Source organism: Streptomyces hygroscopicus, assembly GCF_026168105.1.
GTDB lineage: Bacteria > Actinomycetota > Actinomycetes > Streptomycetales > Streptomycetaceae > Streptomyces > Streptomyces hygroscopicus_D.
Genome location: NZ_LBMW01000014.1, coordinates 136,077 through 161,575, shown reverse-complemented (window position 1 = coordinate 161,575; position 25,499 = coordinate 136,077). Strand labels below are relative to the sequence as shown.

Sequence of the window (25,499 nt, the reverse complement as noted above, 5' to 3'; positions counted from 1 at the left end):
AGGCGGGGCCGCCGAGGTGGTCGCGGACGTACTTGTTCCAGACGTACCCCTTGAGCCGGTCGTCGGCGGCGCGGCCGTGGAAGAGGTTGACCACGGTGAAGATCCGCGTGCCCTCCCGCACCAGGTCGGAGGCGTTCATCAGCTCGTTCTGGCCCATCAGCACATCACTGCGGTAGACCAGTACGGCGGCGTCGCAGCGCTGGGTGGCCTCCTGGGTGACCTTGGTCCGGGTGGGGTGTTCGTCCAGGCCCGGCGAGTCGTAGACGACAACGCCGGCCTTGCACAGCCTGGCGGGAAATCCCATCTCGAACTCGCGGATGTACCGGAAGCGGCGCTCGCTCTCCTGCTCGTCGATGTCCAGGGTGGACTCCCGCAGATAGCGGTCCAGGGACCAGGTCTCGGACTTGCCCTCGAAGCTCCACGCCTTGATGTACGGCTCCTCGGCGTAACGGACCCCGGTGAGGGTGGCGGTGGCGGGCAGATCGTCCACGATCATGGGCCCCTGGTGCCCCGCGAGGTCGACGGGCTGTGTGGTGCCGCCGAGCAGGGCGTTGAGCAGGGTGGACTTCCCGTTCTTGAAGCGCCCCATCACCATCAGGTTGAAGGTGTCCGACCTCAGCTGGACGGCGGTCGCCTCCAGCCGGGACGCGGTTTCCTTCATCTCCAGCCCGCGCGCCAGCGCCGTCAGGCCGTCTATGGCCACGCCGGCCTCCCCGGTGGCCCGCTCGGCGCCCTGCAGCATCATTTCCGCGAGCGTGCTGTTCGTGTGCTGTGCCACGGTCTCCCCTCCCTTTCGTCCGGGCGGGCAGGTCGAGCGGCCCGCCCGGCATGTGGCGCGTCATCCGCCCCGCGAGGCGGAGATTCTCAGATCGTTACTGCGGCGAGCCGGCGCCGCAGCGCGTCCAGCTCGGCAGCGGCCTCGGCGGTGGCGCCGCGGCCGGTCGCAGGCGCTGCTTCGGGCGCGTCACGGCCGCTGTCCTGCGGCGGGCACAGGACGTTCAGCTCGCGGCCGGCCCGGTCCAGCGTCTGCTCCACGGCCCGGCGCAGCGCTCCGACCTCCCGGCGCACCGCGCCGGGGACGGTCTCCGACAGGCCGGCGACGCGCTTGCGCACGGCGTCGCGCCCGTAGGCGGTGGCGCGGACCAGCTGCTGTTCGGCCTGCCGATGGTGCAGCATGCCTCCCGCGGCGGCCCCGACACCGGCGCCGAGCACGGTGCCGAGTCCACTGGTGAGCACCGCTCCGGCGGCGGCCCCCAGGACTCCGCCCACCACGACCTCGGTCGCCATGCCGGCCGAGCGTCCGGGCGCGGCCCGGCCGGCGGAGGGATTGACGGAGGCCAACAGGGCGCCGTCGAGGGACACCGGGGATACCGCCCCCACGCTGCCCGGAGTCGCCCCGCAGGCCCTCAGTGCCTCGTCCAGCTGGTGGAAGAGCTCGCTCACCGCGAAGTCGATCCGGGCGGCCCTGGCCCTGAGCCCGGGACCGGTGGTGGCGGCCCAGCGGCCGACGCCCCGGTCCACGCAACTGCCGACCAGGCTCCGGACACGGGCGGGCTCGGACAGTTCCTCGCGATGGCTCTCCAGGAAGCGCTTGACATCGCGCAGCAGGTCCTGCTCCAGCATCCGCAGCGCCGCGGCGACCTCTTGCTCGGCGGCGGCCGCCTCGCCATCCAGGGTGCGCAGCAGCCCTCGGCGGCCATCCGTCAGGGCGATGCGAGCGGCCGCGCCCTGCCCGGCACGGCGCTGTGCCGGGTCGGCGGGCCGCGCCCGGGTCTGCTCGGCGATCAGGCCCGAGGCGAGGTCCAGGAGGTGAGCGATCCGGTCCGCCTGCAGTCCGGCGGGAGCAGCCACCTCACCGGTCAGCCGCTCCTCGAGCGCTGCGGCGTCGCGTGCGAGGCGCTCACGAAGGACCTCGGGCGCCTCGGCCCCGGTCCACAGCAGCCATTCGGGGTCGCCCCCGGCCCACTGCTCGTCGGGCCCCGCGTACAACAGGCGCCAGATCCGGCGGGCCACCAGGTCCAGGTCGCCGTCGCCGGTAAGCGCCTCGGCCCCGGTGAGCACCACGACCACCGTGCCCGGCGGGCGTGCCGCCAGTGCGGCGGCGGCCTCGGCCGCCTCGGGGCCCAGCAACTCCGCGCAGCCGAGGGCGAGGACGACACGGTTGGCGCTCAACGCGGGCCCCGGGTCGGCGTGCAGGGACTCCAGGGAGGCGCTGAGCGGTTCCCGGCCGTCCAGGCAGGTGCGCAGCCGCTCGGCGAGCGCCGGGACGTCCGCCTTGGGCGAGGCGCACAGCAGTACGGTCCGGTCGTCCGGCTGCGGAAGTGCGGCCGCGGCCTCGGTGACGGCCGTCCAGCCGTGGCGTGCAGCGGCCTGGACGACAGCGGCGCGCAGCGTGTCCAGTTCGGCGGCTGCGGGGATTGCGGAGTCGGACATCACTGCTCCAGCCAGGCGTAGAAGTCGGGCGTCAGGGCCCGGGACCACTCCTGGCACTCACGGGGCAGCACCAGGGGGAGGGTGGCGGCGAGGTCGCCGCGGACATCGGGATCGCCGGGGCTGCCCGCGAGGAAGGAGGGCAGCGCCCGGTCCATCAGGGCATCGAAGAGCCGCTGGTCCTCCCGTACCGCGGAAAGGGGCCGACCGCTCGGGGGCACGGTCACCGGGCCGCCCAGCGGGGCGTCGCCGAACGGGACGGCGGAGACCAGGGCGTACACGAGCAGCCGCGGTCGCACGATGCCGACCGCCCACCAGCGGTCGGGGGTGCCGATCCGCAGCGGCTGCCGCGGCGCACGCACGGCGGGGGCGGCGAAGACCGCGTACGCGGCGGTGCCCCAGCGAAGGGTGGGCAGCGGTGTGCAGACGTAGTGCTCCAGCGGCACCTCGGCCGAGCGCAGCGCATGCTCGGTCACCCCTTTACGGGCCTGCTCATAGGGCGTACGGGTGTGTTCGGACGGAGCGTCGGCGGTGTTCACAGCGGTGTCCCCTCCCCGGGGGCGGCGGCATGGACCCGGTCGGTCACCACGCAGTTGCCTCCCGCCCCCAGCCAACTGTCGGCCATGGTCGCGGCGTCGACGAAGCGAGCGGACTCGCCCGTGCCGCTGTCGTTGACGAAGAATCCTTCGATCTCCCCGGTCGCCGGGTCGCGGGCGACCCCGATGGGGACGACCGCGTGGTTGGCCCGGCCGCCGTCCCAGTAGGTGGCGTCGTCCCAGAGCGCACCGGCGTTGGCGGCGACGATCACTCCGTGGCCCTGTTCCAGGTTGGAAGCCAGGTCCTCCAGCGAGTCGGAACTCTCCACGTGTGCGGGCACGCCGTAGTCCGACAGGATGCGGGCCTGGTCGGGCAGTGTGGTGCCGCCGCGGGCCGCGGCGTCGCCCCCGGTCTCGCACAGGCCGTGGGAGACGGCGTAGGAGACGACATCGCTCTCGGTGACGTCGATGCCGAACTGCCTCAGCACTCCCTCACAGGAGCACAGCCCACAGGTGCCCTGGAAGCCGAAGGGGTTGTCGCCCTGCCGGTGGCTGTAGTCGGCGTAGGTGTCGACATCGCCGATGACCAGGGTCTCCCGTCCGTCGGGCAGGGTGCCGAGTGCGTACGGGACGTCGATGTCCGCTTCGACGGACTGCGTGACGACGTCCGCCGGTAGCTCCTGGAGCGGCTCTAAAGGTGACGCATGGTCCACTGTCCCCTCCTCCGTGGCTGCTGGCCCATCGAATGTGCTGCTTCACCCGTTGCAGACCCCGGTGGGCTCAGCGGCATTACCGACTTCGCGGCGCGACATGGTGCTGCGGGCGCGGCGCGGAGCCTCATGGCATGGCCAGGTGTCCGACGACCTTGGTGCAGGCCGAGCGCAGCAACGTGGGCCAGTTGCGGCGGCGGTGGTCGGTACGCCGATCGAGGACGGCACGCCGGAAGACGTCGGCCTCCGCATCCGTGAGCGGGTTGCGCGGGACGCGTGCGGCCTGCTCCATGGCGCGCCGCAGCGCGGACTCGCCGCCGACGAGCTCGGGGTGGTGAAGGAGGAGCGCGACCCTCAGCTTGGCGACCGCCCGGCAGTGGGCGACGGCGCAGCGCGGGCCGGGCAGGCCCAGGGCGGTGCCGATCTCGCCCCAGGTACGGTCGGGCAGCGCGAGCCTGGCCCGGACGACGGCGTACTCGGTGGGGTTGAGTTCTCCTTGCGCGCGGGCCTGTTCCGCCAGTGCGGGCAGCCAACAGGCGCTGGACGGGTCCGCGGACGGCGGGTCGGGCTCCGCGGACGTCTCGCGGTGCCGGTCGAGCGGGACCTCGCGCTCGGCCCGCCTGAGCTGACGTACCGCCAGCCGCGCCGCCTCGCGGGTGGCGATGGCCATGACCCAGGTCAGAAAGGCCGACTCGCCCCGGAAGGTCGCATAACCACGCCAGGCTCGCATCGCCACGGCCTGGCCCAAATCCTCGGCGTCGGCGGCGTTGCGCATCGTAGATCTTGCGTATGCGGCGACATGTGGACGAGCGGCGATCCATCTGAGTGTGAACTCATCGTGGTCGGTTGGGCACTTGCGCAGACCCGGGCCGGCACGGTCCTCCCGACCAGCCCCGTCCGGGAACAACTGTGCGTGCATGTGCGTCGGCAACCCCCCCTGGCGCAGACACATATTCGGCCCATCCCGGACCGACGGGGTGCCAGCCTAGGGGGAGTTGGTACCCGTTAGCGGTCTCTGTACTTCTTTGCCCGTGAAGCCCCATGACATGACCGATCCTGTCCGATTGCGACCGCCTCTCCCTCGGAACGCGGCGTCGTACGGAGCTGGAGGCCGCTGGAGGCCGCTGGAGAGGGCTGGAGGGGCCGGAGGGGCTGGAGCGCAATGGCTGGGGCAGGCCGGATGATATGTCCGCAGATCCCGCCAACTGCGGGGGATCGGGCGCTACGCTGCGACTCGTCGTATCGGCGCCTGCGCGGTGCCCGAGCTCGACGTGCCTGTCGGCCGGTATGCCGTGGGCGGGGGATTGGGGGGTCCTGATGCGCTGGTCCCGGCCGTGGAAGGCGATCGTTCGGACTATTTCGGTCGTCCTGGTGAGCCGGAAGGCCGGCCACCTGGCGCTGGCCGACGATCCGGAGAGAGCGGCCCGCCTCGTCGAGGGGGCCGTCGGCCTCACGGCGGCGGACTACCGGTCGTCAACGCGTCTGCGAGGAAAGCTGGACGGCTACCTGGAGAGCCTGCCCGACTTGATTGCCGCGCAGTACGTGCTGCTGCTGTCCGGTGCCCTCGGCACGGTTCGCAGGCAGGCCGACGCGCTGCGCGTGCTCGAGGCGTACTTCGCGCTGGAGGAACACGACTATCAGGACGGCTCCCGCGTGGCCGGGAAGCTGGCCACGCGCGGGGAACGGCTGCCCGAGGACATGCAAGTCTTCCTGCTGTTCGCCCTCAGCGGCTGTCTGGGGAACAACAACCGCGGTTCGGAGTGCACGAGCCTGCTCGCCGCCGACCTGGGCCTCGATCTCGGGCGGCCGCCGTCCGATCCCGAGGCCAGGGCCGAGGAACTGCGGCTGCGCCTGGCGCGTCGGCTGACCGGGTTGCATCCGGACGTGGCGGCGGCGTATCTGCAGATGGTCGTGATGAGTCTGGACGAGCTCGGCGCGGGCGACGCCGGTGGGCTCGTGTGGGAGGACCACCTCGGCCTGCGCGCGGAGGACTACCGCTCCTCGGAGCGTCTCGGCGCGAAGCTGAGCCCCTGGATCGACACTCTCGACTCGCCGGTGACCGCCGCCACGACGGTCGCCGTCCTCGCCGGCCACAAGGAGCTCACGAACCCCGAGCAGGCCCTGGCTCTGCTCGAGTGGTACGTCGGCGTGGGTCCCGACGATTACCGGAACGGGGCGGAGCTGGCGCGCAAGTGGCAGGCGTTCTGCCGTCGGCAGCCGGCGGACGTGGGACCGACGATCTGGCGGGTCTGGGCCGGGGCGCTCACCTCGGCCCATCGCCTTGACGACATGGTCACGCTGATGGAGGCCGACAGCGGTGTGGGCCTCGAGGACCTGGCCCACTCCGACCGCTTCGGCCCCAAGTGGGCCGAGCGTCTGCGCAGCGCCCAAGTGGACACGCAGGCCGCCTACATCCTCTCCCTGACGTTCCATCTGGTGGAGCACGGCCACCAGGAGTCCGCCGACCGGGTCGTGGACTGGTTCCTGCGCGGCTACGCCAACCTGTGGGAGATCCCGGCCGCCGGCGACCCCGGGGTGCGGCATGTGATCCCGCTCCTGGGACGGTGGCTGGAGGCACTGGCCCACCGGGAACCGGTGTTCTGCTTGCAGGTGTGCGAGCAGGCTGTGCTGTATCTGCGCCACAGCCTCCTCCTGACGGACCTGCAGATGCTCGACCGGCGGGAGTTCATCGCATACGTGGACGACCTGCGTCGCAGGATTCTGGAGGTCGCCGACCGATGGAGCGACGACGCGGCGACCTTCGCCGACGTGCACGAGCGCATCCTTCAGGCGCAGCTGTGGGACGCCGAGCTCGGACAGCGCCTCCGCTTCGAGGAGTTCCTGCTGACCAGGGTGCAACCGATCGCCCCGGCGAGCGCGCCCGAGGACCGCTGGCCCCTGACACTGCCGGAGCCGCTGTACTGGGACAGCCATCTCCCCGATCCCGACGCCTGCCGGGATGAGGATGTCCTGCGCCTGCTGAGCCCCGGCCGTTGGCGCAGGGCGTCGTACGAGACGGACGGCGCGGCTCCGACGGCGACCGGCGACAAAGCCGGGGCGCCTCCGGCCGAGCAGTCCGACTGGCTGCGCGAAGCGGAGGAAATCGTCCGGGGAGGGGTGACAGAGGGCCTCCTCGCCCGGATGCTGGGCACGAGTGGGCTGCTGGTACGCGCCGGATTCCGCGCCGACGGCGCCCTCGTCTGGGCGGCGCTGCGCAGCCACGACGGGCAGGCACTCCAGGTGGCGGCGGCCGGCGTGGGCAGGACCGGTGATCTCTGGCGATTGCGCTGGGCGGTGTTCCGGCACGACCTCGGCCTGTTGCTGGCCTCAGGGCGCGGGCAGTTGGCGGACGTCGTACCGGACGGGTCGGTGATGGATCCCAGGGACAGCCTCGTCGAAGTCCTCGAGTCCGTCCTCGACACCGTGACGGACTCACTCGTGCAGCACGCCGCAGGGCGCGACCGCACGGCCGCCGACTGGCTGGCCGAGATATCCTCGCAGGTCGAGGCGCTGGACTCCTCGAACTCGAGAATCGCCGGGGACGAGCGGCTCGGCACCCGCCTGCGCGACCTGCTCAACGCCGCCCTGGAGCCACCCTGGTGGCAGGACTCGGGCGCGCTGCTCCGGGACGAGATCAGCAGCCTCCGGACCGTCATGGCGCGCCGCCGCCAGGGACGTGCCTCGCGCAATGACCTGCAGGAGATCGACGACGCCACGCGCGCCTATCTGGCCGACGTGGCGGGCATCTGGTCGCTCGGCCCGCTCCCGGACCAGCTCCGGGACGGGGACGACGTGGTGTTCCAGCTCGAGGATGCGCTGCAGGCCGTGCCGGTCGCCCACTATCCGCTGCCCGACGGTAGCCCGCTGTACGCCCGGGTGCGGTCCACAAGGGTGTCGCTGTCCGTGCTCATGACCCTGTTGCAGCAGCGGGCCGAGCAGCGGTTCGCCACCGATACGCGACGCATCCTGGCCGTCTCCTACTTCGACGAGGACGACGAGGACGACGAGGAGAACTTCAGCTACGCAAGGTGGCTGCACCACGGACAGCGCCACCTCGCCCGGGCCTCCCGCGATGGCATCACCTGTCTGAACGCCGCCGAGGATCCCCCGGCCGCCCCCGGTACCCTGCGGGCCGCACTGGAGTCGTACCGAGCATTCCAGACCGTGACGGTGTGCGGGCACGGTTGCACCGACCAGGCCGGTGTGAAGCTGAGCGGCGGTGTCTGGGACGGCACGGGGTGCGACTGGAGAGCGGTCAACCTCCTGCTGCTCGCCAGTTGTTCCGTCGGCAGGCTGGAGCAGACCCTCGACTACGACGTCGAGGGACTGTGCGTCCAACTCGTCCTGCACCGCGCACGGTCCGTACTGGCCTGCCGCTGGCCGGTGATCACGCCGCAGGCAATCGCGTTCGCGAACGAAGTGGTCGCGCAGTACCTGGACCTCCGCGAGCTGTGTGACGGGGCGGCCACGAGCGCTGAGAACTTGCGTGCACGCGCCGTCAACGCGGCCCGGCACCGGTTCCTGCGCGGCGGCGACTCACGGGCTCCCGGCGAGATCGCACAGCTCAACACGGTGGCCGCCTTCGAGCTCTACGGGCTCGGCTGAGGGGCGACGCCTCCCCGGGCAGGGCAGGACGCCCTCTTGAGCAGGGCGGGACGCCCTCTGAACGGGAGCAAGACGCCCGCTGAGTAGGAAACAAGACGCTCTTCGAGCAGGGACAAGGAGTTTGGACGTGCCCCAGCAGGACGATGCCGTGCATTTCGGGCTGGTCTCCTTCGACCAGCACGGTGCGCTACGCGACGACCAGGACCTCCTGGCTCGGCTGGACGAGAGGCTCCGGTACGACGAGCCCGGGATCACCGACGTGTTCGTCTTCAGCCATGGCTGGCTGAACGACCAGGCGGCCGCCACCACCACGTACCAGGACTGGGTGCGCGCCATGGCCGAGTACCATCGCACGCGCCGGGCGGACATCCAGCGTCTGCGCCCGGGCTTCCGGGCGCTGCTGATCGGGATCCACTGGCCGAGCGCGCCCTGGGAGGATCCGGTCGGTGTTTCCTCGCTCGAGCAGCAGGTGACGTTCTACACGGACCTGATCGGCGACCCGTCCGCCGCGGACGAGCTCACTCCGCTCCTCGCTGAGGCTCGGCGGGCCCCCGACGCCGACACGCTGTCCGGCGTCGACGAAGCCCGGCTGCACCGCCTCGACGACATGGCAGGCCTGCGCAACGATCAGGTGGGCGCCATGCCGGGCAACGACCGTGAGAATTTCGATGCCGGACGCATCTTCGCCGACTTCAGGCGCAAAAGCGCGTCCCTGGGCCATTCGATCGGCGGCGGACCGCTCCGGCCGCTGCTGTCCCCGCTGTGGGTGACCAGTTTCTGGAAGATGAAGAAGCGCGCCGTGCACGTCGGGAGCACCGGCGTGCACCGGTTGCTCAGGGCTCTGCAGGCGGCGGGAGAGGGGCGCGGGATCCGGCTGCACCTCATAGGCCACAGCTTCGGCTGCATCGTCCTGTCCGCGGCCCTCCAGGGAAACACCGTGCGGAGCGGTCCGCTGCCGAAGCCGGTGCATTCACTGGTCCTGCTTCAGGGGGCCCTGTCCATATGGTCGTTCGCGCCCGCGATCCCGGACACTCACCGTTCCGGCTACTTTCACCCGGTCATCGCCGAGAAAATGGTGGCCGGGCCGGTGGTCACGACTCAGTCGGCACACGACCGCGCGCTGCGGTGGTTCTTCAGGGCAGCGGCCACGGTCTCCGGCGACGCCCGACTGGGTCCCCGGAGCCTGCCCCGGTACGGAGCCGTGGGCAGGTACGGCCTGGGCGGCCTGGCCGACCGGACCGTCGAGACGGCGGCCCAGCCAGGGCAGTTGCTGTACGAGTTCTCCCCGGCGTCCTGCTACAACGTCGACAGCAGCTCAGTGATCGTCCGCCACGGCCTGTCCCTCCAGGGTGCGCACTCCAACCTCGTTCGACCGGAGCTCGCCGGTTTGGTGTGGGGAGCAGTACTCTCCGGATGACCCGGCGCCGCCTGGCGCAAAGGGCGTCGGCAATGCTCCGAGAGACCGAATCCCGCCAATCCCCGGAGGGATTTGCCCCCGGGGGTGGGCGGGTGGTGACGTGGGCAACGGCAAGTTGATCGCTACTTGTTCACGCAGAGGTTGCCGGCCGCGGGGTCGATGAGTCCGACGACGTTGACGGTGCTCCCGCAGACGTTGGCATCCACTTCCACGGGGACCTGGACCACGTTCCCCGAGACGACGCCGGGCGAATTCCGGGCCTTCCCGTCGGCGTCGTGAGCCAATGCGACTCCCGCACCGGTACCGAGAACGCTCCCGGCAACCATGGCGACGACAGCTGCCTTCTTCAGCATGTTCATTCTCGCTTCCCTCTCTGGGTCGCGCCGCGACCACCCGCCGCAGCACTCCCCAGGAGCAACCATCGACGTCGGCGGGCGATGCGCCACGAGGGTGTTTTCCACCCGTTCGTACGAACGGTGGCACCTGGGCGTCGTGCGGTCGGCCCGCCAGGGCGATCCCCACAGTGCAGCCCGGCAAGAGCCGATGGGCGGCCTCCGTATGACTCCGGTCAGCTCGCCGCACGGGTGGAGGGCCCCGCCGTCACATGCTGGGCCGAGACGTTGAAGTACATGGCGTCCTTGGTGAGCGGCAGGGCGGCTTCGAACGTGCCGTTCTGGTCGAGGGTGACGGTGTGCAGGGCGACCCGCGTCGCTGCGAGCAAGCCCCCGGGCGGGGCCGGGAGCGGCTCCCGGCCTGACGGCCCCTGCGGCCTCCGGTCCTCCCGGATTCTGAAGCCCATCGCCAACCCTGAACCGGGTGTTGCAAGGACCACCAGAACCCCGGGAGGCCGGGGCCTTCGTTCCTCTGACGGACGGCGTCAGCGGCTCAGCCGGAACGTGCTGCCCTTGCGGGAGTCGGCGGAACAGGACGCTTTCTCCGCACCGGTCATCTTCCTGGTGCTGACGACCACCGCGTTGTTGGCCCCGTCGGTCCCGCTCGGGGCGGGACCGGTGACGGTGTCGGGGACGTACCAGTAGTAGTGGCCCCACTTCCGGCTGTCGTAGTGGGTCTGCCAGGTGCCCGAGACCGTCTGCATCACCTGTGCGCGGGATATCCAGCCCACCTCACCCGGCTGCACGGTCATGGTCAGTGAGCTGCTCTCCGAGTGCGAGCTGGACCAGGTGTGGTTGTAGGTTGCCGTGACGCTGAGGTCGATGATCCCCGCGATCTTGCCTCCCGCGGTGACGGAGACGCCCGCGGAGTCCGTGGAGCCCACGGTGTCCGACCAGGTCATCGTCTGGGTGGCCGCCGAGGTGCTGCAGTTGTGGAGCACATCGGACACCTTGTGGAACGCGCCCAGGTACGCCTGGCCGAGCACCGGCTCGTTGAAGGTGCACTTGCCTTCGCCGGATGCGCAGTCGGACGTGATCTGGGCGCGGGTCGGTCCGTCGTCGGCCGTGGCGGGCGTCGCCAGTGCGCCCAACGACACGATCGCCGCCGCCAGCGCGAGCAGCGCCCGGCCGTTCCGCACGGTGTGGTTCTTCCGCATGCGTGTGCCTCTCGCCTTGCTTCATGGGGGGTCGGTGACGCCCAACGAGGCTGCTGTCACCGCCTGTTGTGAGAGAAGACTCTTGCAAAAGATGTGGCAAGAACACCAAGTCGAGGCAAAGTAGTGTTTGATGTCGAAACAGTCCATGCCATTGCCCGATGAAGCGTCAACTACCCCTGGGGACATTCACAGTTGAGGATTGCGACGCACATCGGCGGAGGTGCTCGAGGGTGAACTCGGGCAAGGCGTGGGGGTCGGCCTGGGGTGCGGCTGGGTCGGCCGGGACGTCTGCTCCGGGGATGTCCCGGGCGTGGAGTTCGGCGTCGTCGAGCAGATCCGCAAGAGGCGCGCCTCGTCCGGCACATCGCCCGTCGACGCCCATCGGCAAGGCGCCCGCCCCTTGGATGCCCGCGGCACTTGCGGGTGCCGTGGGCATCGCTGCAGGATCACCCGTTCAGGGTCACGCGGGAGTGCCACCCGCGTAATCGCTGTTGAAGGTGGTCTCAATGGTGGTGGTCACGGACTCGGCAACCCCGGTACCGGTAAGGATGAGGCCCAACTCCCGGTTGTTGTTGAGCGAGTTGCTGCTGATGTTCATGGAGCCCGCCTCCACCTTCTGGGTGGACAGGCCGTAGTCGGCGATCATCGCCTTGGCGTGGATGTAGAACCCGTTGGGGTCGGAGTATCCGACGACGGTGCCGCCTGCCCCCTTGATCGCCGACACCTGGCTGGAGTAACTGGACGGGTTCTCCAGGACCACGCGCACGGCCACGCCTGCCCGCGCCCGCGCCACGATGGCGTTGACCACTGTGCTGTCGCCGAGCTCCAACTCCTCGACGTCGAGCTTCGCAGTGGCGCCGTTGATCAGGGAGAGCAGGCGGTTTCGGGAGTCGGTGGGGGACCAGAGCAGATGGTCGCCGTCGGTGGGGGTGATCGAGGTGCTGGTGTAGTCGGCGTTGAAGACCTTCTCGACCGAGGCGACGTCGCGGCTGTCGTCGTCGAACACCCCGTAGTCACGGCTGGTGGTGTAGTACTGGGAGGTGAGGTTGCCGGTCATGACCAGTGACTTGACGTCATCGACCGTGATGGTCTTCTGGTGGGTGTAGACGAAGGCGGACGGCGACCACACCACTCCTACGCCCGCGCTCGTCAGGGCGTTGTACGCCGAGCTGTTGGCGGTCTGGTGCTGGCGGTCCAGGATGACTCGCACGGTGACGCCCCTGTTCTTCAGGGCTATCAGGTCGTTGACGGCAGTGGTGTCCTCCAGCTCGTACATGGTCATGTCGAGGGAGGTGGTGGCCGAGTTGATGAAGTCGTAGATGGTGGGCTGACTGCCGCTCTGTGAGAAGGCGAACGCGGAGTAGCTGGCGGCGTTCGCCGGGACAGCGGTGGCGAGTACGGCGGCACTGGCCGCCAGGGCGACCCCCGCACGACCGAGAACCTTCCACAACATGCGTGACTCCTAGTCGAGTTGACGATCACGGCGGGGGGTGGCAGACGCGTGCATGACACCACGCGCGTAGAACGGTGAGGAGGGGCAGCGCGGTGAACTTGGCGTGACCGGCAAGCCGTGCCTGCGGAAAAAAGGAGGACGCCGCGCAGGTCGGAGGCGGTGCGGGCGATCCCCGCGAAATGGCAAAAGCTTCGTATGCGGCGCGCTCCGGCACCGGATCCGACCGGGCCCGTCCGGGAAGGTCGGGCGACACCGCCGGTTCAGCGCCCCCGCGCAACACGGGCATTGAGTTCCGCCCGGACGGTCTTGCCGCCGGGTGGACACGATTCCGTGCCCCAGCGGTCGGCCAGGGCGGTGACGAGGGGCAGGCCGAGGCCCGTCTCGCTGTCGGAAACCCCAGAAGGGCGGCGGTTCGCGTACTGGTTCAAGTCCAGCTGCAGCTACAGCCAGGGGGACGCCTTACTTTCCCAGATCTTCCGGTAAGCCACCTGGTACCCCACCGGATCCCAGGCCAGGGCCCCGCCCGCGTTCCCCGCCGTGGCCACATGCACCGGCGCCACATACCCGCTCGCCGGGCAACCCGTGAATGCGCGGTTGAACTCGTCGATCATCTGCCAGCCCTGTTGTGTGAGGGGTTCCGGGACCGTCGCGGACTGGTACTGCCTGCTGTTGATGCGCTGGAAGGCGGACGGGCCGCCGTCGCCCGCGCCGATGTTGAACGGGGGGCCGGAGCCCGGCCTGCCCTCGGCGCGCAGGGCCGGTGCGGCGTCGCCGAAGTACAGGTCGTTGATGGCCGCGGAGTCGGTCCAGCGGGAGCCCAGGCGGGACAGGAGGGAGGAGACCTCCTGGGGGACGCGGCTGCTCGCGTCCGGGAGCGGGATGTTCTCGTAGGACAGGAGCCGCACACCGGAGCAGGCGGCCAGTGCCTTTCTGATCAGTTCGGACTTGTTCCTGGCGAACGGGATCGAGGCATCGGTGAAGAGGACGACACCGGCGCGGCCGCCCGAGCGCGCGATGATCCAGTGGGCGGTGATCCTCGCGACGTCCTGGACCTGGGTGGTGATGTTGGTGAAGAGCTTGGGGTCCTTGCCGGGGCCGGGCTCGTCCACGGCGTGCCAGCCGATGAGCGGGATGCCCTCCGCGTTGGCCTCGGAGACCTGTTGTGACGTGGCCCTGGGGTCGAAGCCGCCGAGCACGATGCCCGAGGGCTTGAGGGCGATGGCCTGGCCGAGCGCCGCCTGGATCCCGGCGGGCGTGCCCGCCCCGTCGATCGTCTCGAACTTCCAGCCGATGGCCTTCGCCGCTTCCGCCGCGCCGTGCACCGTGCCGACGACGCCGGGGTTGGTCATGGTCTGGGCGACGTAGACGATCGTCCGGTGGGGAACGGCCTTCGGGCCGGTCGTGGGGCCGGTCCATGCGGTGCGTCTGCTCTCCGCCCCGCGGACGGCGGCCTTCGCCGTGGCGAAGGCCGCCGGACAGCCGGATGTCGACGGCTCCACGGAGGCACCGGTGCTCGACGAGGAGCCGCGCTCGCAGCCGGTGGCGACAACGGCGAGTGCCGCGAGGGTGGCGGCTCCGAGGGCGGTCCTGCGGTTCGGGTGCACAGCTGCCTGCTCCTGGTGGGGTGTCAGGGAGTCTGCGGAGGACCGTTGTCGGGGGTCGGCGAGGGAGTCATTGGCGCGGGCTCCTGACGGCCGGCCGTCGCACCGCTCTCGATGCGGCGGCGGGCGGCGTAGCCGGCGATACCGACCGCGAGCAGCAGTGTGCCGCCGTCGAACAGCGGGGTGACCCAGAACTCTGCGCCGAGTTGCTGGACTCCGGCGAGGCCGATGGCCAGGACGGTGACGGCGACGACGGTTCCGGCGGCGTTGGCGCGGCCCGGCCTGATCGTGGTCGAGCCGAGCAGGGCACCGACGAAGGCGGGCAGCAGATAGTCCATGCCGACGCTCGGGTTGCCGATGCGCTGCTGTGCGGCGAGCAGCACCCCGGCGAATCCGACGACCAGACCGGAGCCCGTGAAGGCGTAGATGCCGTAGCGGCGGGTGGGGATGCCGACCAGGCCGGCCGCGCGGGGGTTGGACCCGATGACGTACAGGTAGCGGCCGAGCGGCAGCCGTTCCAGCAGCAGCCACAGCAGGACGGCGAGTGCGAGGACGTAGTACGCGGGTGCGGGCAGGCCGAGGAGTTTGGAGTCGTACAGGTCGGTGAAGGCGGGCGGCAGGCCCTCGGGGCCGGGCACGATCCGGGCGCCGCCGGTGATCCAGCCGGTGAGGCCGTACATGACGGTGCCGGTGCCGAGGGTGGCGATGAAGGAGTCGATCCGGGCGAACTCGACCAGCAGACCGTTGAGTACGCCGACGACTCCGCCGCCGATGAGCACGGCGAGGCAGGCGTACGGCCAGGCCCAGCCCTCGTTCACGATCAGATGCATGACCATGACGTGGGCGAGGCCCAGGCCGTATCCGATGGACAGGTCGAACCTGCCGGTCGCGATGGGGATCGTCGCCCCGAGCGCGAGGACCGCCGCCACCGACTGGGCGGACAGGATCGCGGAGACGTTGTCCAGGGTCGGGAAGGTGTCCGGCAGGACGAGAGAGAAGACGAGGAAGAGCAGGGCGGTCAGGAGCAGCAGGCCGTAGGCGCCGATGAAGTGGCCGCTCACTCGGCCCAGCGGGAATCGGGGTCGCCGGGACGTGGGCTCGCGGCCCGGACGCCACCGGGGGCGGTGGGGTCCGGATCCGGGGCTCTGCGGTGATTCGGAGGGGCGCGGCCCGGTCATCGCTCCGTCGCCGTCCCGGTGATGGCCGGCATGGCGGAGGCCCGGCGGGTGAGTTCGGTGACCGTGAGGGTCTCGCCCGTCAGCTCGGCGGTCAGGGCCCCGCGGACGAAGACCAGGGCGCGGTGGCACACGTCGGCAATCTCCTCGAAGTCGGTGGAAATGAGCAGTACCGCGGCACCGGCGGTCAGCGCGTCGTCGAGCAGGCGGTGGATCGCGGCCTTGGCGCCGACATCCACACCGGCGGTCGGCTCCTCGAGGATCAGCAGACGCCGCTCCAGCCCCAGCCACCGGCCGACCATGACCTTCTGCTGGTTGCCGCCGGACAGTGTGGCGATACGGGCCTCGCTGTCCGGCGGCCGTACCCCGTACCGCTCCACCAGCGCCGCGGCCTCGGCACGCTCACGCCGGGGGCTGATCCAGTGCAGTGCCCGCAGGCCGTTCGCCCTCGGGTTGGGCAGGAAGTTCTCGCGCACGGTGAGGTCGGGCAGGCAGCCTTCCTCGTGGCGGTCGTTGCTCACGAAGCCCACTCCGGCGGCGACGGCGGCGGCCACCGTCCGCGGCCGGTACGGGCGGCCGTCCAGCAGCATGCGTCCGGAGCGGACCGGCCAGGAGCCGGCGAGTGCCCGGCCCAGGTCGAGATGACCGGCGCCGGTGAGCCCCACAATCCCCAGGAGTTCCCCCGACCGCACCTCGAGGCTGACCGGCCCGGCGGCGTCGGTCCGTACGTCCTCCAGCCGCAGCAGGACCGGCCCGTCCGTGCGGGCGGCCGCGGGACGGTGGTCGGCCGGTTCGTGTCCGACGATGTCGCGCACCAGCCGGGCCGGGTCGTGTCCGGCGAGGTCGCCCTGGCTGACGAGGCGGCCGTCGCGCAGTACGGCGAAGCGGTCGGCGACCTGGTACACCTCGTCGAGCCGGTGGCTGACGTAGATGATGCCGTGGCCGCGGTCACGCAGACTGTGCAGTACGTCGAAGAGCCGCGCGCAGTCGGCCGCGGGCAGGCTGGCGGTGGGCTCGTCAAGCACGATGAGCGCGGCCCGGGCGGAGAGAGCGCGGGCGATGGCGATCAGGGAGCGCTCGGCCCGGCTCAGATCGGCCACGCGGGCGTCGGGGTCGAGATGGCCGACGACGATCTCAAGTGGGCGAGTGGAACGGTCCGCGGGTTGCCGGCGCGCACGTGGATTGCGGGCGCCGCAGGCACGTTCGTCGATGCGGACGGGGGCCTTCCGTGCCGAGGGGCCGGACGGCCACGGGGGTGATGGCCAGGGCGGCGCGGGCGTCCTCGACGACGGGTCATCGCCCGTCTGGAGGGGGAGGCGGCACCGGCCCGGGAAACCGTCGTCCCGCCGCGCCTCGTCGCGCGTGGGACCACGGCGCAGCCGCGCGGGCGGGCCGGGCGGAGCCCCGCGGCGGCCTGGGCGGAGTCCCGCAGTGGTCTGCGCGGGGTCCCGTGGGCGGTCTGGGCGGAGTGGCCCGGCGGCCAGGATGGAGCCCCACGGTGGCCTGGGGGCGCCTCCATCGGGCGGATCGCCGACGGGCGGGGCGGCACGGGCGCTCCTATGCTGAGCCCGAGATCTTTTGCGGCTTATGTCCAACGGCAGGGCCGTGACCTGCGGCCCGGTTGGAGTCAGCTCATGAGGCGTCTTTGTGCACGGTTGCGCAAGGGGGGCGCGACCGCCGCCGCGGTGGGCACGCTCGCGCTGCCGATCGCCGTCGGGGCGGCATTCGGGCTACCGGGGTCGGACCCGTCAGTTCCGGTCGCCGTACCGACCGCACCACCCGGTTCCGCGGCGCCCGCCTCGGGCGAGATGCGCACCCTCACCCCCGCCGTGACAGGGCGGCTCGACAGGGCCGTTCAGCGGGTCATGCGGGAGGCGCACATCCCCGGAGTGACCGTGGGCCTGTGGACGCCCGACGGCGGCAACTACGTACGCTCGTTCGGGGTCGCCGACAAGAGCGACGGCCGCAGGATGTCACCGGATCTGTACATGCGCATCGGCAGTGAGACCAAGACGTTCACGGTGACGGCGCTGCTCCAGCTGGTGGACCGGGGCAAGGTGGGCCTGGACGACCCGATCGGCAAGTACGTCGCCGGCGTGCCGAACGGACACAGGATCACCCTGCGCCAACTGGCCGGAATGCGCAGCGGGTTGTTCAACTACTCCGAGGACGACGGCTTCTACAAGGCGCTGACCTCCGATCCACAGCGGCCGTTCACCCCGCGGCAGTTGCTGAACTACGCCTTCGGACACCCCGTGAAGTTCCCGCCGGGTCAGCGGTTCGACTACAGCAACACCAACCTGGTCCTGCTCGGCCTTGTCATCCAGAAGGCGAGCGGTCAGCCGCTCGCGGACTTCATCCGCGGGAACATCCTCGTACCGGCCGGCCTGACCCATACGCTCTTCCCGGCCGACGCGGCGTTCCCGGCCCCGCACGCACAGGGGTACACGAACCAGACCGCGAGCGGGAAGGTCGAGGACGCGGCCGACTGGAACCCCTCCTGGGGATGGGCGGCGGGTGCCATGATCTCCGATGTGCGGGACCTGCGTGTGTGGGCCCGTACGGTGGCCACGGGCAGACTGCCGGACGGCGGCAGGCTGATCAGCCCCGAGTTGCAGAGCCAGCGGCTTGTCACGCTGCCGACCACGATCCCCGGTACCGGGTACGGCCTCGGCGTCTTCAACGTCCAGGGCTGGATCGGGCACAACGGTTCACTGCCGGGCTACGAGTCCCTGACCGTCCACCTCCCGTCGGCACGTGCGACCCTCGTCGTGCTGCTGAACACCGACATCGACCATGGCGGTCAGGAACCCAGCACGCTCGTCGGCGAAGCGATCACGAAGATCGTCACGCCGAGGCACATCTTCAATCTCCCGGCGCAGCCGGCGGCCAGATGAGAACCCCTCAGGCCCCGTGGCCTGCCGCGTCCGGGCGCCCGGAAAAATCCGGTGCCGGGACCCTGACCTGCTTCCTACACTCATGACGCATCACGCGCCGCCCTTCCTCGCGGCGCGTTCGTGACGAGTGAGGGGAGCCCGGCCGTGCGTGAGTACACCGCTGTCGTCGTTCCCCCCTCCCGGTACGAGGTGATCCTCGTGTCCTCGTACGTCCGGTGCCGGCTGCGCGGCCGGAACCGGATGCCCGCGACGAACATCTGACCCCCGCTTGCTTCCCGGTCCCTTCGCACGGGACCGAGCCGGGGGCGGCCCCGGCCTGATCAGGGGCCCGTTCGCCGGGGAATCGCGCCGCCCTGTTCGGATCACCACGAAAGGCCACGGGCTGTGCGTACCGACCCGCACCGTCAAATCACCAGCCGCATCGAGACCGTTCGCAATCTCGGCATCCTCGCCCACGTCGACGCGGGCAAGACCACCGTCACCGAGCGGATCCTGTATGTCACCGGGACCACCCACAAACGCGGCGAGGTCCACGACGGCACGACCGTCACCGACTTCGACCCCCAGGAGCGCGACCGCGGCATCACCATCTTCGCCGCCGCCGTCAGCTGCGCCTGGAACGGCCACCGGATCAACCTGATCGACACCCCGGGCCATGTCGACTTCGCCGACGAGGTCGAGCGCTCGCTGCGCGTGCTGGACGGCGCGATCGCCGTGTTCGACGCGGTCGCGGGCGTCGAGCCGCAGAGCGAGTCGGTGTGGCGGCAGGCCGACCGGTACGGCGTGCCGCGCATCGCCTTCGTCAACAAGCTGGACCGCGCGGGCGCCGACCTCGACACCGCCGTGGAGTCGATCCGGCAGCGGCTGCACCAGGCTCCGCTGGTCGTCCAGTTGCCGATCGGTGCCGAGGACGGCTTCACCGGAGTGGTGGACCTGCTGCGGATGCGGTCGTCGGTGTGGGCGGACGGCGACGGCACGGCCGAGGAGGGCCCGGTGCCGGACGCCCTGCGTGAGGAGGCGCTGCGGCGCCGGCGGCTGCTGGAGGAGGCCGTGGCCGAACTCCACCCGATGGCGCTGGAGGAGTTCTGTGCCACGTCCGCGCTCCGTGCCGAGACCCTTGGCTCCGCGCTGCGCGACCTCACCCGTACGGGTGAGGGAGTGGTGGTCCTGTGCGGCTCGGCCTACCGCAACCGCGGGATCGAGCCGCTCCTTGACGCCGCCGTGGCCTACCTGCCCTCGCCACTGGACGTGCCGGCGGTGCGCGGCACCGAGGACGGCGCGGAACAGGAGCGGGCCGCCGACCCGGCGGGGCCGCTGACGGCACTGGCGTTCAAGGTGAACGCCACCCCCACCGGACGGCTCACCTATCTGCGCATCTACTCGGGCACTCTGCGGAAGGGGGACACGGTGATGGACGCGAGCGCCCGGCGCACCGAGCGGATCGGCCGGATTCTGCGCGTCCGGGCGGACCGCCATGCCGAGCTGGACCGGGCCGCGGCCGGGGACATCGTGGCGGTGGTCGGGCTGAAGTCGGCCCGTGCCGGGTCGACGCTGTGCGCACCAAGCGCACCGCTGGTCCTGGAGCCGCCGACGGTCGCCGACCCGGTCGTGTCCGTCGCCGTGGAGGCCCGGGGGAGCGCCGACGCCGACCGGTTGGCACCGGCGTTGGCCCGGCTCGTCGAGGAGGACCCCTCGCTGGCTGTCCGCACCGACGCCGAGACCGGGCAGACGGTGCTGTCCGGCATGGGCGAACTGCATCTGGAGGTGGCGGTGGAGAAGATCCGCCGCGCCCACGGCCTGGACGTCAACGTCGGCCGGCCGAGGGTCTCCTACCGGGAGACGGTCGTCCGCGGGGTGCGCCAATTGGTGTACCGGCACGTCAAACAGGACGGTGGCGCGGGCCAGTTCGCTCATGTCGTGCTCGACGTGGAACCCCTGGAGGAGGGCGGCGACGGCAAGGCGACCGGATTCGAGTTCCGCTCGACCGTCGGCGGCGGCGGTGTGCCGCAGGAGTACGTCCGGGCGGTGGCGGCCGGCTGCCGGGACGCCCTGGCCGAGGGGCCGCTGGGCGGCCACCCGGTGACGGGGCTGAGGGTGGTGCTGACCGACGGGGCGACCCATCCGAAGGACTCCTCGGACCTGGCCTTCCGCACGGCGGGCCGGCTCGGGCTCCGGGAGGCGCTGCGGGCCTGCGCCATGGTCCTGCTCGAGCCGGTGGTCGAGGTCACGGTCACCGTGCCCGAGGACGCCGTCGGCTCCGTGCTGGGCGATCTGGCGGCGCGCCGCGGCCGGGTCTCGGGCTCGACGGTGCGCGCGGGCCGGACGGTCGTCACCGCCGGCGTGCCGCTGGCCGAACTGTTCGGCTACGCGACCCGGTTGCGCAGCCGCACCCAGGGCCGGGGGGCCTTCACCACCCGGCCCGCCGGCTACGCCCCCGCCCCGGGCCAGGCGTCCCGGGCGTCCAACGGGGCACCGGCCCGGTAGCCACGTACCCGGGTGGCCAGGCGACGGTCCCGCTCCCGCAAGGGCGGGACCGTCGCCGTCCGGGATCGGCCGTCGCTGCTCCGGGGACCGTCACCGCTTCGCTTCGGGAGGGGAGCGCAACGGGGGCGGCAGTGGAGTGTCGCTGTGTCGGCAGGGGGAGTCGCTGCGTCGGCGGGGACGCGTCGCTGCGTCGGAGGGAGCGTCAATTTCGCTTCTCCGCACGCGGGTTCGCGGTTGTGGTGTGAGTCGGGCGCGGCTCGATGCGTGGTTCACATCACAGCCCCCGGACGGGGAAACGTGGAGCGGAGCTTCACATCTTCATGGCATGCTCACGACTTGTTACCCGCCGGTATTGTCGGTCCGGCGGGCGCTTCCTGCTACCCCCCACCACCTCAGGACAGGTCTTGCGCATCCGCAAGTGGCACCTGCGTGCCCTCATGCCCGCACTCACGGCATCCGCCCTCCTGCTCACCTCGGGCTGCTCGTCCGGCCCCGGCTCGTCCGCTTCCTCCGCCGCCGCGCCCGCCGGAGGAGCCGAGGCCTCCGCCTCGCCGGCCGCGGACGCCGGCAGCCCACTCGCCGTGGCGGCCGCCCCTGCGGCCACGCCCACCGCGCTCGCCACGGGCGGCAGCGGTGGACGGGCCCACCGGAGCACGCTCAAGGTGAGTTCGTACGACAGTCGGACCCGCCGCGCCGTCATCACGCACACCAGTAAGGGAACCTCCGCTCCTCCGAGCACCCCGGGGGCGACAGCGGGGACTCCGTCGGGCACCCCGGGCAGCTCGGCCGGACCGGGGCGGATCGCCGCCGGCGACGTCCTCGCCAGCGCCCCTGCGCCCGGCGCTCCCGAGGGCCTCCTCGCCAAGGTCACCAAGGTGATCGGCGACCGGGGCGACGGCACCGAGGTGCAGACCGCGCCGGCCACCCTGGACACCCTGCTCGGCGACGACACGGCCAAGGGCACGGTGCCCGTCGATCCCTCGACGTTCACCGTCGAGAAGCTGCTGCCCGACGTGCGGGTCTCCTGGGCCAGGACGGGCGGCATCCACTCGGGGCCCGAGGGCACGAAGGTCCCGCTCGGCAGTCTGCGTGTCGACGTGCGGGCCGACGCGCCCACGCCCGCGGGCCTGCCGGTGGCCGCGGACGCCACCGTCGCCGGATACGTCCAGGTCGCGCCCGAGGTGGACTTCTCCTACGGCGGAGGCGGCTCCGGGGCCGCCCAGCAGGGCGGCCCCGCGTCGGCGTACCTCGGGGTCTCGGGCGACTGGACCTCGCAGTGGTCCCTGAAGGGGCGTGCCGCGGCCTCGGTCAAGCCCACGCGGCTGCCGTTCGCGAAGCTCCACGCCGACCCCGTCCTCCAGGTGGGCCCGATCCCCGTCGTGGTCAACCTCGATCTGACCTGCTACCTCGAGGTCAGCGGTGACGGCACTGCGACCGTCTCGATCGAACAGAGCCTCAAGGGCGGCTTCAAGGCCGGTGGCAGCTTCGGTCCGGCCAAGGGCTGGACGCCTGTGAACGAGTCGACGATGTCGGGCACGCCGGTGCGCGCCTCCCTGTCCGCCGCGGGGAACGTGAAGGCGGCGCTCGGCGCGCAGGCCACCGTCGGTCTCTACGGCATGGTGGGTGTCACCGCCGACCTGGCGCCGTACCTGCGCGGCGAGGCGTCCGCGACGGTCACCGCTGCCACCGGCTCGGGTACGCGGCCCACGGCTGCCGCGGTCGCGTCCTGGGGTGTCTACGGCGGCTTCGACCTGAGGGGGGCGCTCCAGTTGCAGCTGTCCGTGTTCGGGACGCCGGTCTTCCAGCGCACGATTCCGCTGGGTGCGCTGCACCGGGAGTGGAAGCTCGCCGAAGGCGGCGCACAAGGATGAGGCGCCCCCGCGCGACGGCCCGTCGCCGTCGCGCGGGAGCGGCTCGGCGGCCGGAAGGGGACGAGGAACACGCCGGTGCGGTTCCCTGCGGGCATGGGTCATCCATCCGGCCGCCGTCCCTCGGGACATCCCAGGAACAGCGGGACGGAATTCCCGGCCACCGGCGCGGAAACGCTGGGTGACGTGAGATCACGCATCGTGATCGGCAACGTCAGTACGGAGGTTTCCATGATTCGTCGGACACTGCGGGGCGGTCTGCTGGCCGCAGTTGCGCTGTTCGCGCTGGTGCCCACGGCGGCCGTCGCCGTCGGAGGCGACCCCGCCGGCCAGGCGCCGGTCGTCGCGACGGTCCCGCATCGCCCGCACGCGCCGCTCCCCGCCCCCATCCGGCGTACGCCGGTCCGTCACTGTGCGCACCGCGCCCTGCGGTGCCCCCACCGCGCCCGCCGTGTACGCCACGTTGCGCGCCCGGCGTGCCACCGTCACACGCTCCGTGTCGCGGGGCGCGTGGCGACACGCCGCATTCGGCTGAATGTCCGCTCCGGTCCCGGGACCGGCTACCGGGTGGTGGGCCACCGCCGCGTGGGCGGCCGGGTGCTGCTGGTCTGCAAGAAGCAGGGCTCGTACGTCCACGGAAACGCGCGCTGGTACCGGCTCGCGGGGGGCAAGGGATACGTCTCCGCTCACTACGTCCGTACGCGGGGCGCCGTGCCCTGGTGCTGACGCGCTGCGCACCCCCCGGCCCCGAAGCGACGGCCTGTCCGGTCACCCGTGCGTGCCCGGGCGGGCCGCCGGCACGTCCCGTCCTCGCAACTCACCCTTCTTGTACCGGATTCGATGTGTGGCGGCACCGCGGAAGCGGGAACACATCCAGACAACGTGGGCGAACCGCCCATACCGGAACCGGCGTTGAGGGACAGGTCATGCGACAGCCCCAAGGATCGAGACCGTGAGACACGGCGCAGCACGGACGGCGCCGCCCTACCGGCAGGCGCCCTCCCCTCCCGGGCAGGTGAACGGGCCGTTCGTGACGGAGCTGCGCGATCTCAAGGAGCGTACCGGTCTCAGCCTCGCGGCCCTGGCCGCGCGCACCCCCTACAGCAAGTCCGCCTGGCACCGCTATCTCAACGGCGTCCAGCGGCCCCCTCGCTCGGCGGTGGAGGCGCTCGCCGGACTCGCCGGCGTCGACGTCACCTCCGTCCTTGCCCTGTGGGAGACGGCCGAGCGCCTGCCCGTCGCGGACGCGCCGCCGCGCGACGCCCCCGCGGTTCGGGCCGCCCGGCCCCGGCGCATACCGCTGTCGGCCCTCGTCCTGGTCGTCACGATCGCCGCGGTGGCCGTCACGCTCGTCGCCGCCGACCGGTTCGGCGCGCCGGGCGGCGGGCGGCCGGCGTCGGCCGTCCCGCGGTGCCGGGGGGCCTCCTGTCAGGGGCATCTGCCCGATGTCGCCGCCTGTGACCGGGATGCGCAGACCAAGAGCGCGGTGCGCGACACCTCCTATGCCGTGCGGCTGGAGTACTCGCCGTCCTGTGGCGCGGTCTGGGGCGAGGTCAGGGCGAAGGCGTCGGACGCCCGCGTCATCTCCGTCCGGGCAGGGCGGGATGCCCTGTCGGCGACGTACCCGGGAGACGGCTCCGGCGGCTCGGCGAGCCCCATGCTCGCCGTGACATCACCCGAAGGTGTGGAGGCGTGCGCCAGGGTGGACGGCAAGGTGGCGTGCACCGGCCTGGACGACGAACCCGCCGGAGACCGGTGAGCGGATGATCGGACGGGTGCCCGTTGGGGACACGTCCCGCACGGGCGCACTTCACTCCGGCGGAGGTCCTACATGTTGTAGGGTTTGCGTCGTTCGTCCGCCGGTCGGTGTCGGCCGGCGCATTGTCGCCGATCGGGGAATCCGTGCAGGACACCGACGAGCCGTCAGCAGTGATCGGCCCGATCTTCGAGCGGATGGTGGAGCGCGCCCTGGATCTGCCGGAGATCGCGACCGCGACCGGTTCCGCCGAGGCGGGTCCGTCGCGCGAGCGGCTGCGCGCCGAGGCCTTGGAGGCACGCGACCGCCTCACCGGAGTCGCGGCATGTGAGTACGACCACTACCGCACGCTGCGGACCGCCGCCCGTGTGGACGGAACGCGGCAGGACGCCGACCGGACCACCAAGAGCGGGTTCCTGCCGGTGCTCGCGCTGCTGGTGCCGAGCCTCGGGGCCGTGGCCACCGGTGCCTTCCTGCTGTGCGGATTCGGCCTGCGGGCCTTCGCCGCCCGTCCCCATATCGACGACGGGCTGGTGATGGCCGGGGTGATCGCGGCCGCCGTGACGGCCGGAGCGGCCCTCGGGGACCTCGGCTGGCTTCTGGTGAACCGTGCGCGGCGCCGCCGCCCCGGCAGTGACGATCCCGTGGACCGTGATCCCGGGGTGCGCCGGGCCCGCGAGGCCTTCGAGTGCGCCGTGCTGGAGCGCGGGCTGGTGCCGTTCCTGCTGGAGCGGGTGCCTCCCGGGCTCGTGGAGCACGAGTGCGGGCACGAGGGAAGTGGGGGAGGGAGGCGTGTGGACGAAGGGCGCGCCGTGGGTACGGAGGAGAGGGTGCGGTAGACGTGCCCGAGCCGCTCACAAGGGTGACCCGCGCATTGGCCCCGTCGGCCCCCGTCGGGGCCGTGGTCCCCGGGCGCTGGCGTCCTCCTTGTCTGACTCCTACCCTAGGTGAGGTTCCCGTCACCCCTACGAAATGTAGGGTCACCCCCACGAAATGTAGGGTCTACGAGAACTCTGGG

General features: G+C 71.5%; 19 protein-coding genes and 1 pseudogene. 8 read left to right on the top strand and 12 right to left on the bottom strand.

From position 1 onward, the window contains the following. The 5 genes from AAW14_RS16450 to AAW14_RS16430 form a co-directional block, all read right to left on the bottom strand. The coding region (locus tag AAW14_RS16450; protein ID WP_265564582.1) for a dynamin family protein at window positions 1–778 on the bottom strand (778 nt) is incomplete at its 3' end. Window positions 779–864: 86 nt separating this feature from the next. Next, window positions 865–2,433: a hypothetical protein gene (locus tag AAW14_RS16445; protein ID WP_265564581.1), complete on the bottom strand. Its 1,569-nt coding sequence runs from the start codon at window positions 2,431–2,433 to the stop codon at window positions 865–867. Next, window positions 2,433–2,969 (bottom strand): hypothetical protein, encoded by a 537-nt coding sequence (locus AAW14_RS16440; protein ID WP_265564580.1) that lies wholly within the window; start codon window positions 2,967–2,969, stop codon window positions 2,433–2,435. The genes AAW14_RS16445 and AAW14_RS16440 overlap by 1 nt, the downstream gene beginning before the upstream one ends. Then, the gene (locus AAW14_RS16435) at window positions 2,966–3,679 is read right to left on the bottom strand and encodes a hypothetical protein (RefSeq protein WP_265564579.1); all 714 of its coding nucleotides are present in this window, start codon (window positions 3,677–3,679) and stop codon (window positions 2,966–2,968) included. The genes AAW14_RS16440 and AAW14_RS16435 overlap by 4 nt, the downstream gene beginning before the upstream one ends. Window positions 3,680–3,803: 124 nt before the next feature. Beyond that, the gene (locus tag AAW14_RS16430) at window positions 3,804–4,595 is read right to left on the bottom strand and encodes an RNA polymerase sigma factor (protein WP_265564578.1); all 792 of its coding nucleotides are present in this window, start codon (window positions 4,593–4,595) and stop codon (window positions 3,804–3,806) included. A 452-nt stretch (window positions 4,596–5,047) separates the two neighbouring features. On the opposite strand from AAW14_RS16430, the gene AAW14_RS16425 reads away from it, so the two are divergent. Together AAW14_RS16425 and AAW14_RS16420 are read left to right on the top strand one after the other, a co-directional pair. Beyond that, on the top strand, window positions 5,048–8,281 hold the full coding sequence (locus AAW14_RS16425) for a CHAT domain-containing protein (RefSeq protein ID WP_265564577.1): 3,234 nt from the start codon (window positions 5,048–5,050) through the stop codon (window positions 8,279–8,281). 127 nt (window positions 8,282–8,408) lie between these two features. Beyond that, complete coding sequence (locus tag AAW14_RS16420; RefSeq protein WP_265564576.1) at window positions 8,409–9,698, top strand: alpha/beta hydrolase; 1,290 nt, start codon at window positions 8,409–8,411, stop codon at window positions 9,696–9,698. Window positions 9,699–9,820: 122 nt separating this feature from the next. Here the strand turns inward: AAW14_RS16420 and AAW14_RS16415 are convergent, their stop codons facing one another. The 7 genes and pseudogenes from AAW14_RS16415 to AAW14_RS16380 all read right to left on the bottom strand — a co-directional run. Then, window positions 9,821–10,057 (bottom strand): chaplin, encoded by a 237-nt coding sequence (locus tag AAW14_RS16415; protein ID WP_265564575.1) that lies wholly within the window; start codon window positions 10,055–10,057, stop codon window positions 9,821–9,823. Between the two features lie 209 nt (window positions 10,058–10,266). Then, on the bottom strand, window positions 10,267–10,419 hold the full coding sequence (locus tag AAW14_RS16410; protein ID WP_265564574.1) for a hypothetical protein: 153 nt from the start codon (window positions 10,417–10,419) through the stop codon (window positions 10,267–10,269). Between the two features lie 156 nt (window positions 10,420–10,575). Next, window positions 10,576–11,247: a hypothetical protein gene (locus tag AAW14_RS16405; protein ID WP_265564573.1), complete on the bottom strand. Its 672-nt coding sequence runs from the start codon at window positions 11,245–11,247 to the stop codon at window positions 10,576–10,578. A gap of 460 nt (window positions 11,248–11,707) precedes the next feature. Further along, window positions 11,708–12,700, bottom strand: coding sequence for a phospholipase D-like domain-containing protein (locus tag AAW14_RS16400; protein WP_265564572.1), 993 nt, complete (start codon window positions 12,698–12,700; stop codon window positions 11,708–11,710). Window positions 12,701–13,140: 440 nt separating this feature from the next. After that, window positions 13,141–14,304 carry a substrate-binding domain-containing protein gene (locus AAW14_RS16390; protein ID WP_265564571.1) on the bottom strand — a complete coding sequence of 388 codons (1,164 nt, stop codon included), beginning with the start codon at window positions 14,302–14,304 and terminating at the stop codon, window positions 13,141–13,143. 23 nt (window positions 14,305–14,327) lie between these two features. Further along, window positions 14,328–15,479: an ABC transporter permease gene (locus AAW14_RS16385; protein WP_265564570.1), complete on the bottom strand. Its 1,152-nt coding sequence runs from the start codon at window positions 15,477–15,479 to the stop codon at window positions 14,328–14,330. Next, window positions 15,476–16,645, bottom strand: a pseudogene (locus AAW14_RS16380) (ATP-binding cassette domain-containing protein); the annotation flags it as partial. The pseudogene AAW14_RS16380 and the gene AAW14_RS16385, both read right to left, overlap by 4 nt. Before the next feature lie 465 nt (window positions 16,646–17,110). Here AAW14_RS16380 and AAW14_RS16375 point away from each other — a divergent pair. From AAW14_RS16375 to AAW14_RS16350, 6 genes are all read left to right on the top strand, one after another. Continuing rightward, on the top strand, window positions 17,111–18,373 hold the full coding sequence (locus AAW14_RS16375) for a serine hydrolase domain-containing protein (RefSeq protein WP_265564569.1): 1,263 nt from the start codon (window positions 17,111–17,113) through the stop codon (window positions 18,371–18,373). A gap of 384 nt (window positions 18,374–18,757) precedes the next feature. After that, window positions 18,758–20,857, top strand: a complete 2,100-nt coding sequence (gene fusA / locus AAW14_RS16370; RefSeq protein WP_265564568.1) for an elongation factor G — start codon at window positions 18,758–18,760, stop codon at window positions 20,855–20,857. A gap of 404 nt (window positions 20,858–21,261) precedes the next feature. Beyond that, window positions 21,262–22,728: a hypothetical protein gene (locus AAW14_RS16365; RefSeq protein ID WP_322741075.1), complete on the top strand. Its 1,467-nt coding sequence runs from the start codon at window positions 21,262–21,264 to the stop codon at window positions 22,726–22,728. Between the two features lie 228 nt (window positions 22,729–22,956). Beyond that, window positions 22,957–23,451 (top strand): SH3 domain-containing protein, encoded by a 495-nt coding sequence (locus tag AAW14_RS16360; RefSeq protein ID WP_265564567.1) that lies wholly within the window; start codon window positions 22,957–22,959, stop codon window positions 23,449–23,451. Window positions 23,452–23,677: 226 nt separating this feature from the next. After that, window positions 23,678–24,484, top strand: a complete 807-nt coding sequence (locus AAW14_RS16355; protein ID WP_265564566.1) for a helix-turn-helix domain-containing protein — start codon at window positions 23,678–23,680, stop codon at window positions 24,482–24,484. A gap of 143 nt (window positions 24,485–24,627) precedes the next feature. Beyond that, entirely contained in the window at window positions 24,628–25,320 is a 693-nt protein-coding gene (locus AAW14_RS16350; RefSeq protein ID WP_265564565.1) for a hypothetical protein, read from the top strand. Window positions 25,321–25,499: the final 179 nt, after the last annotated feature.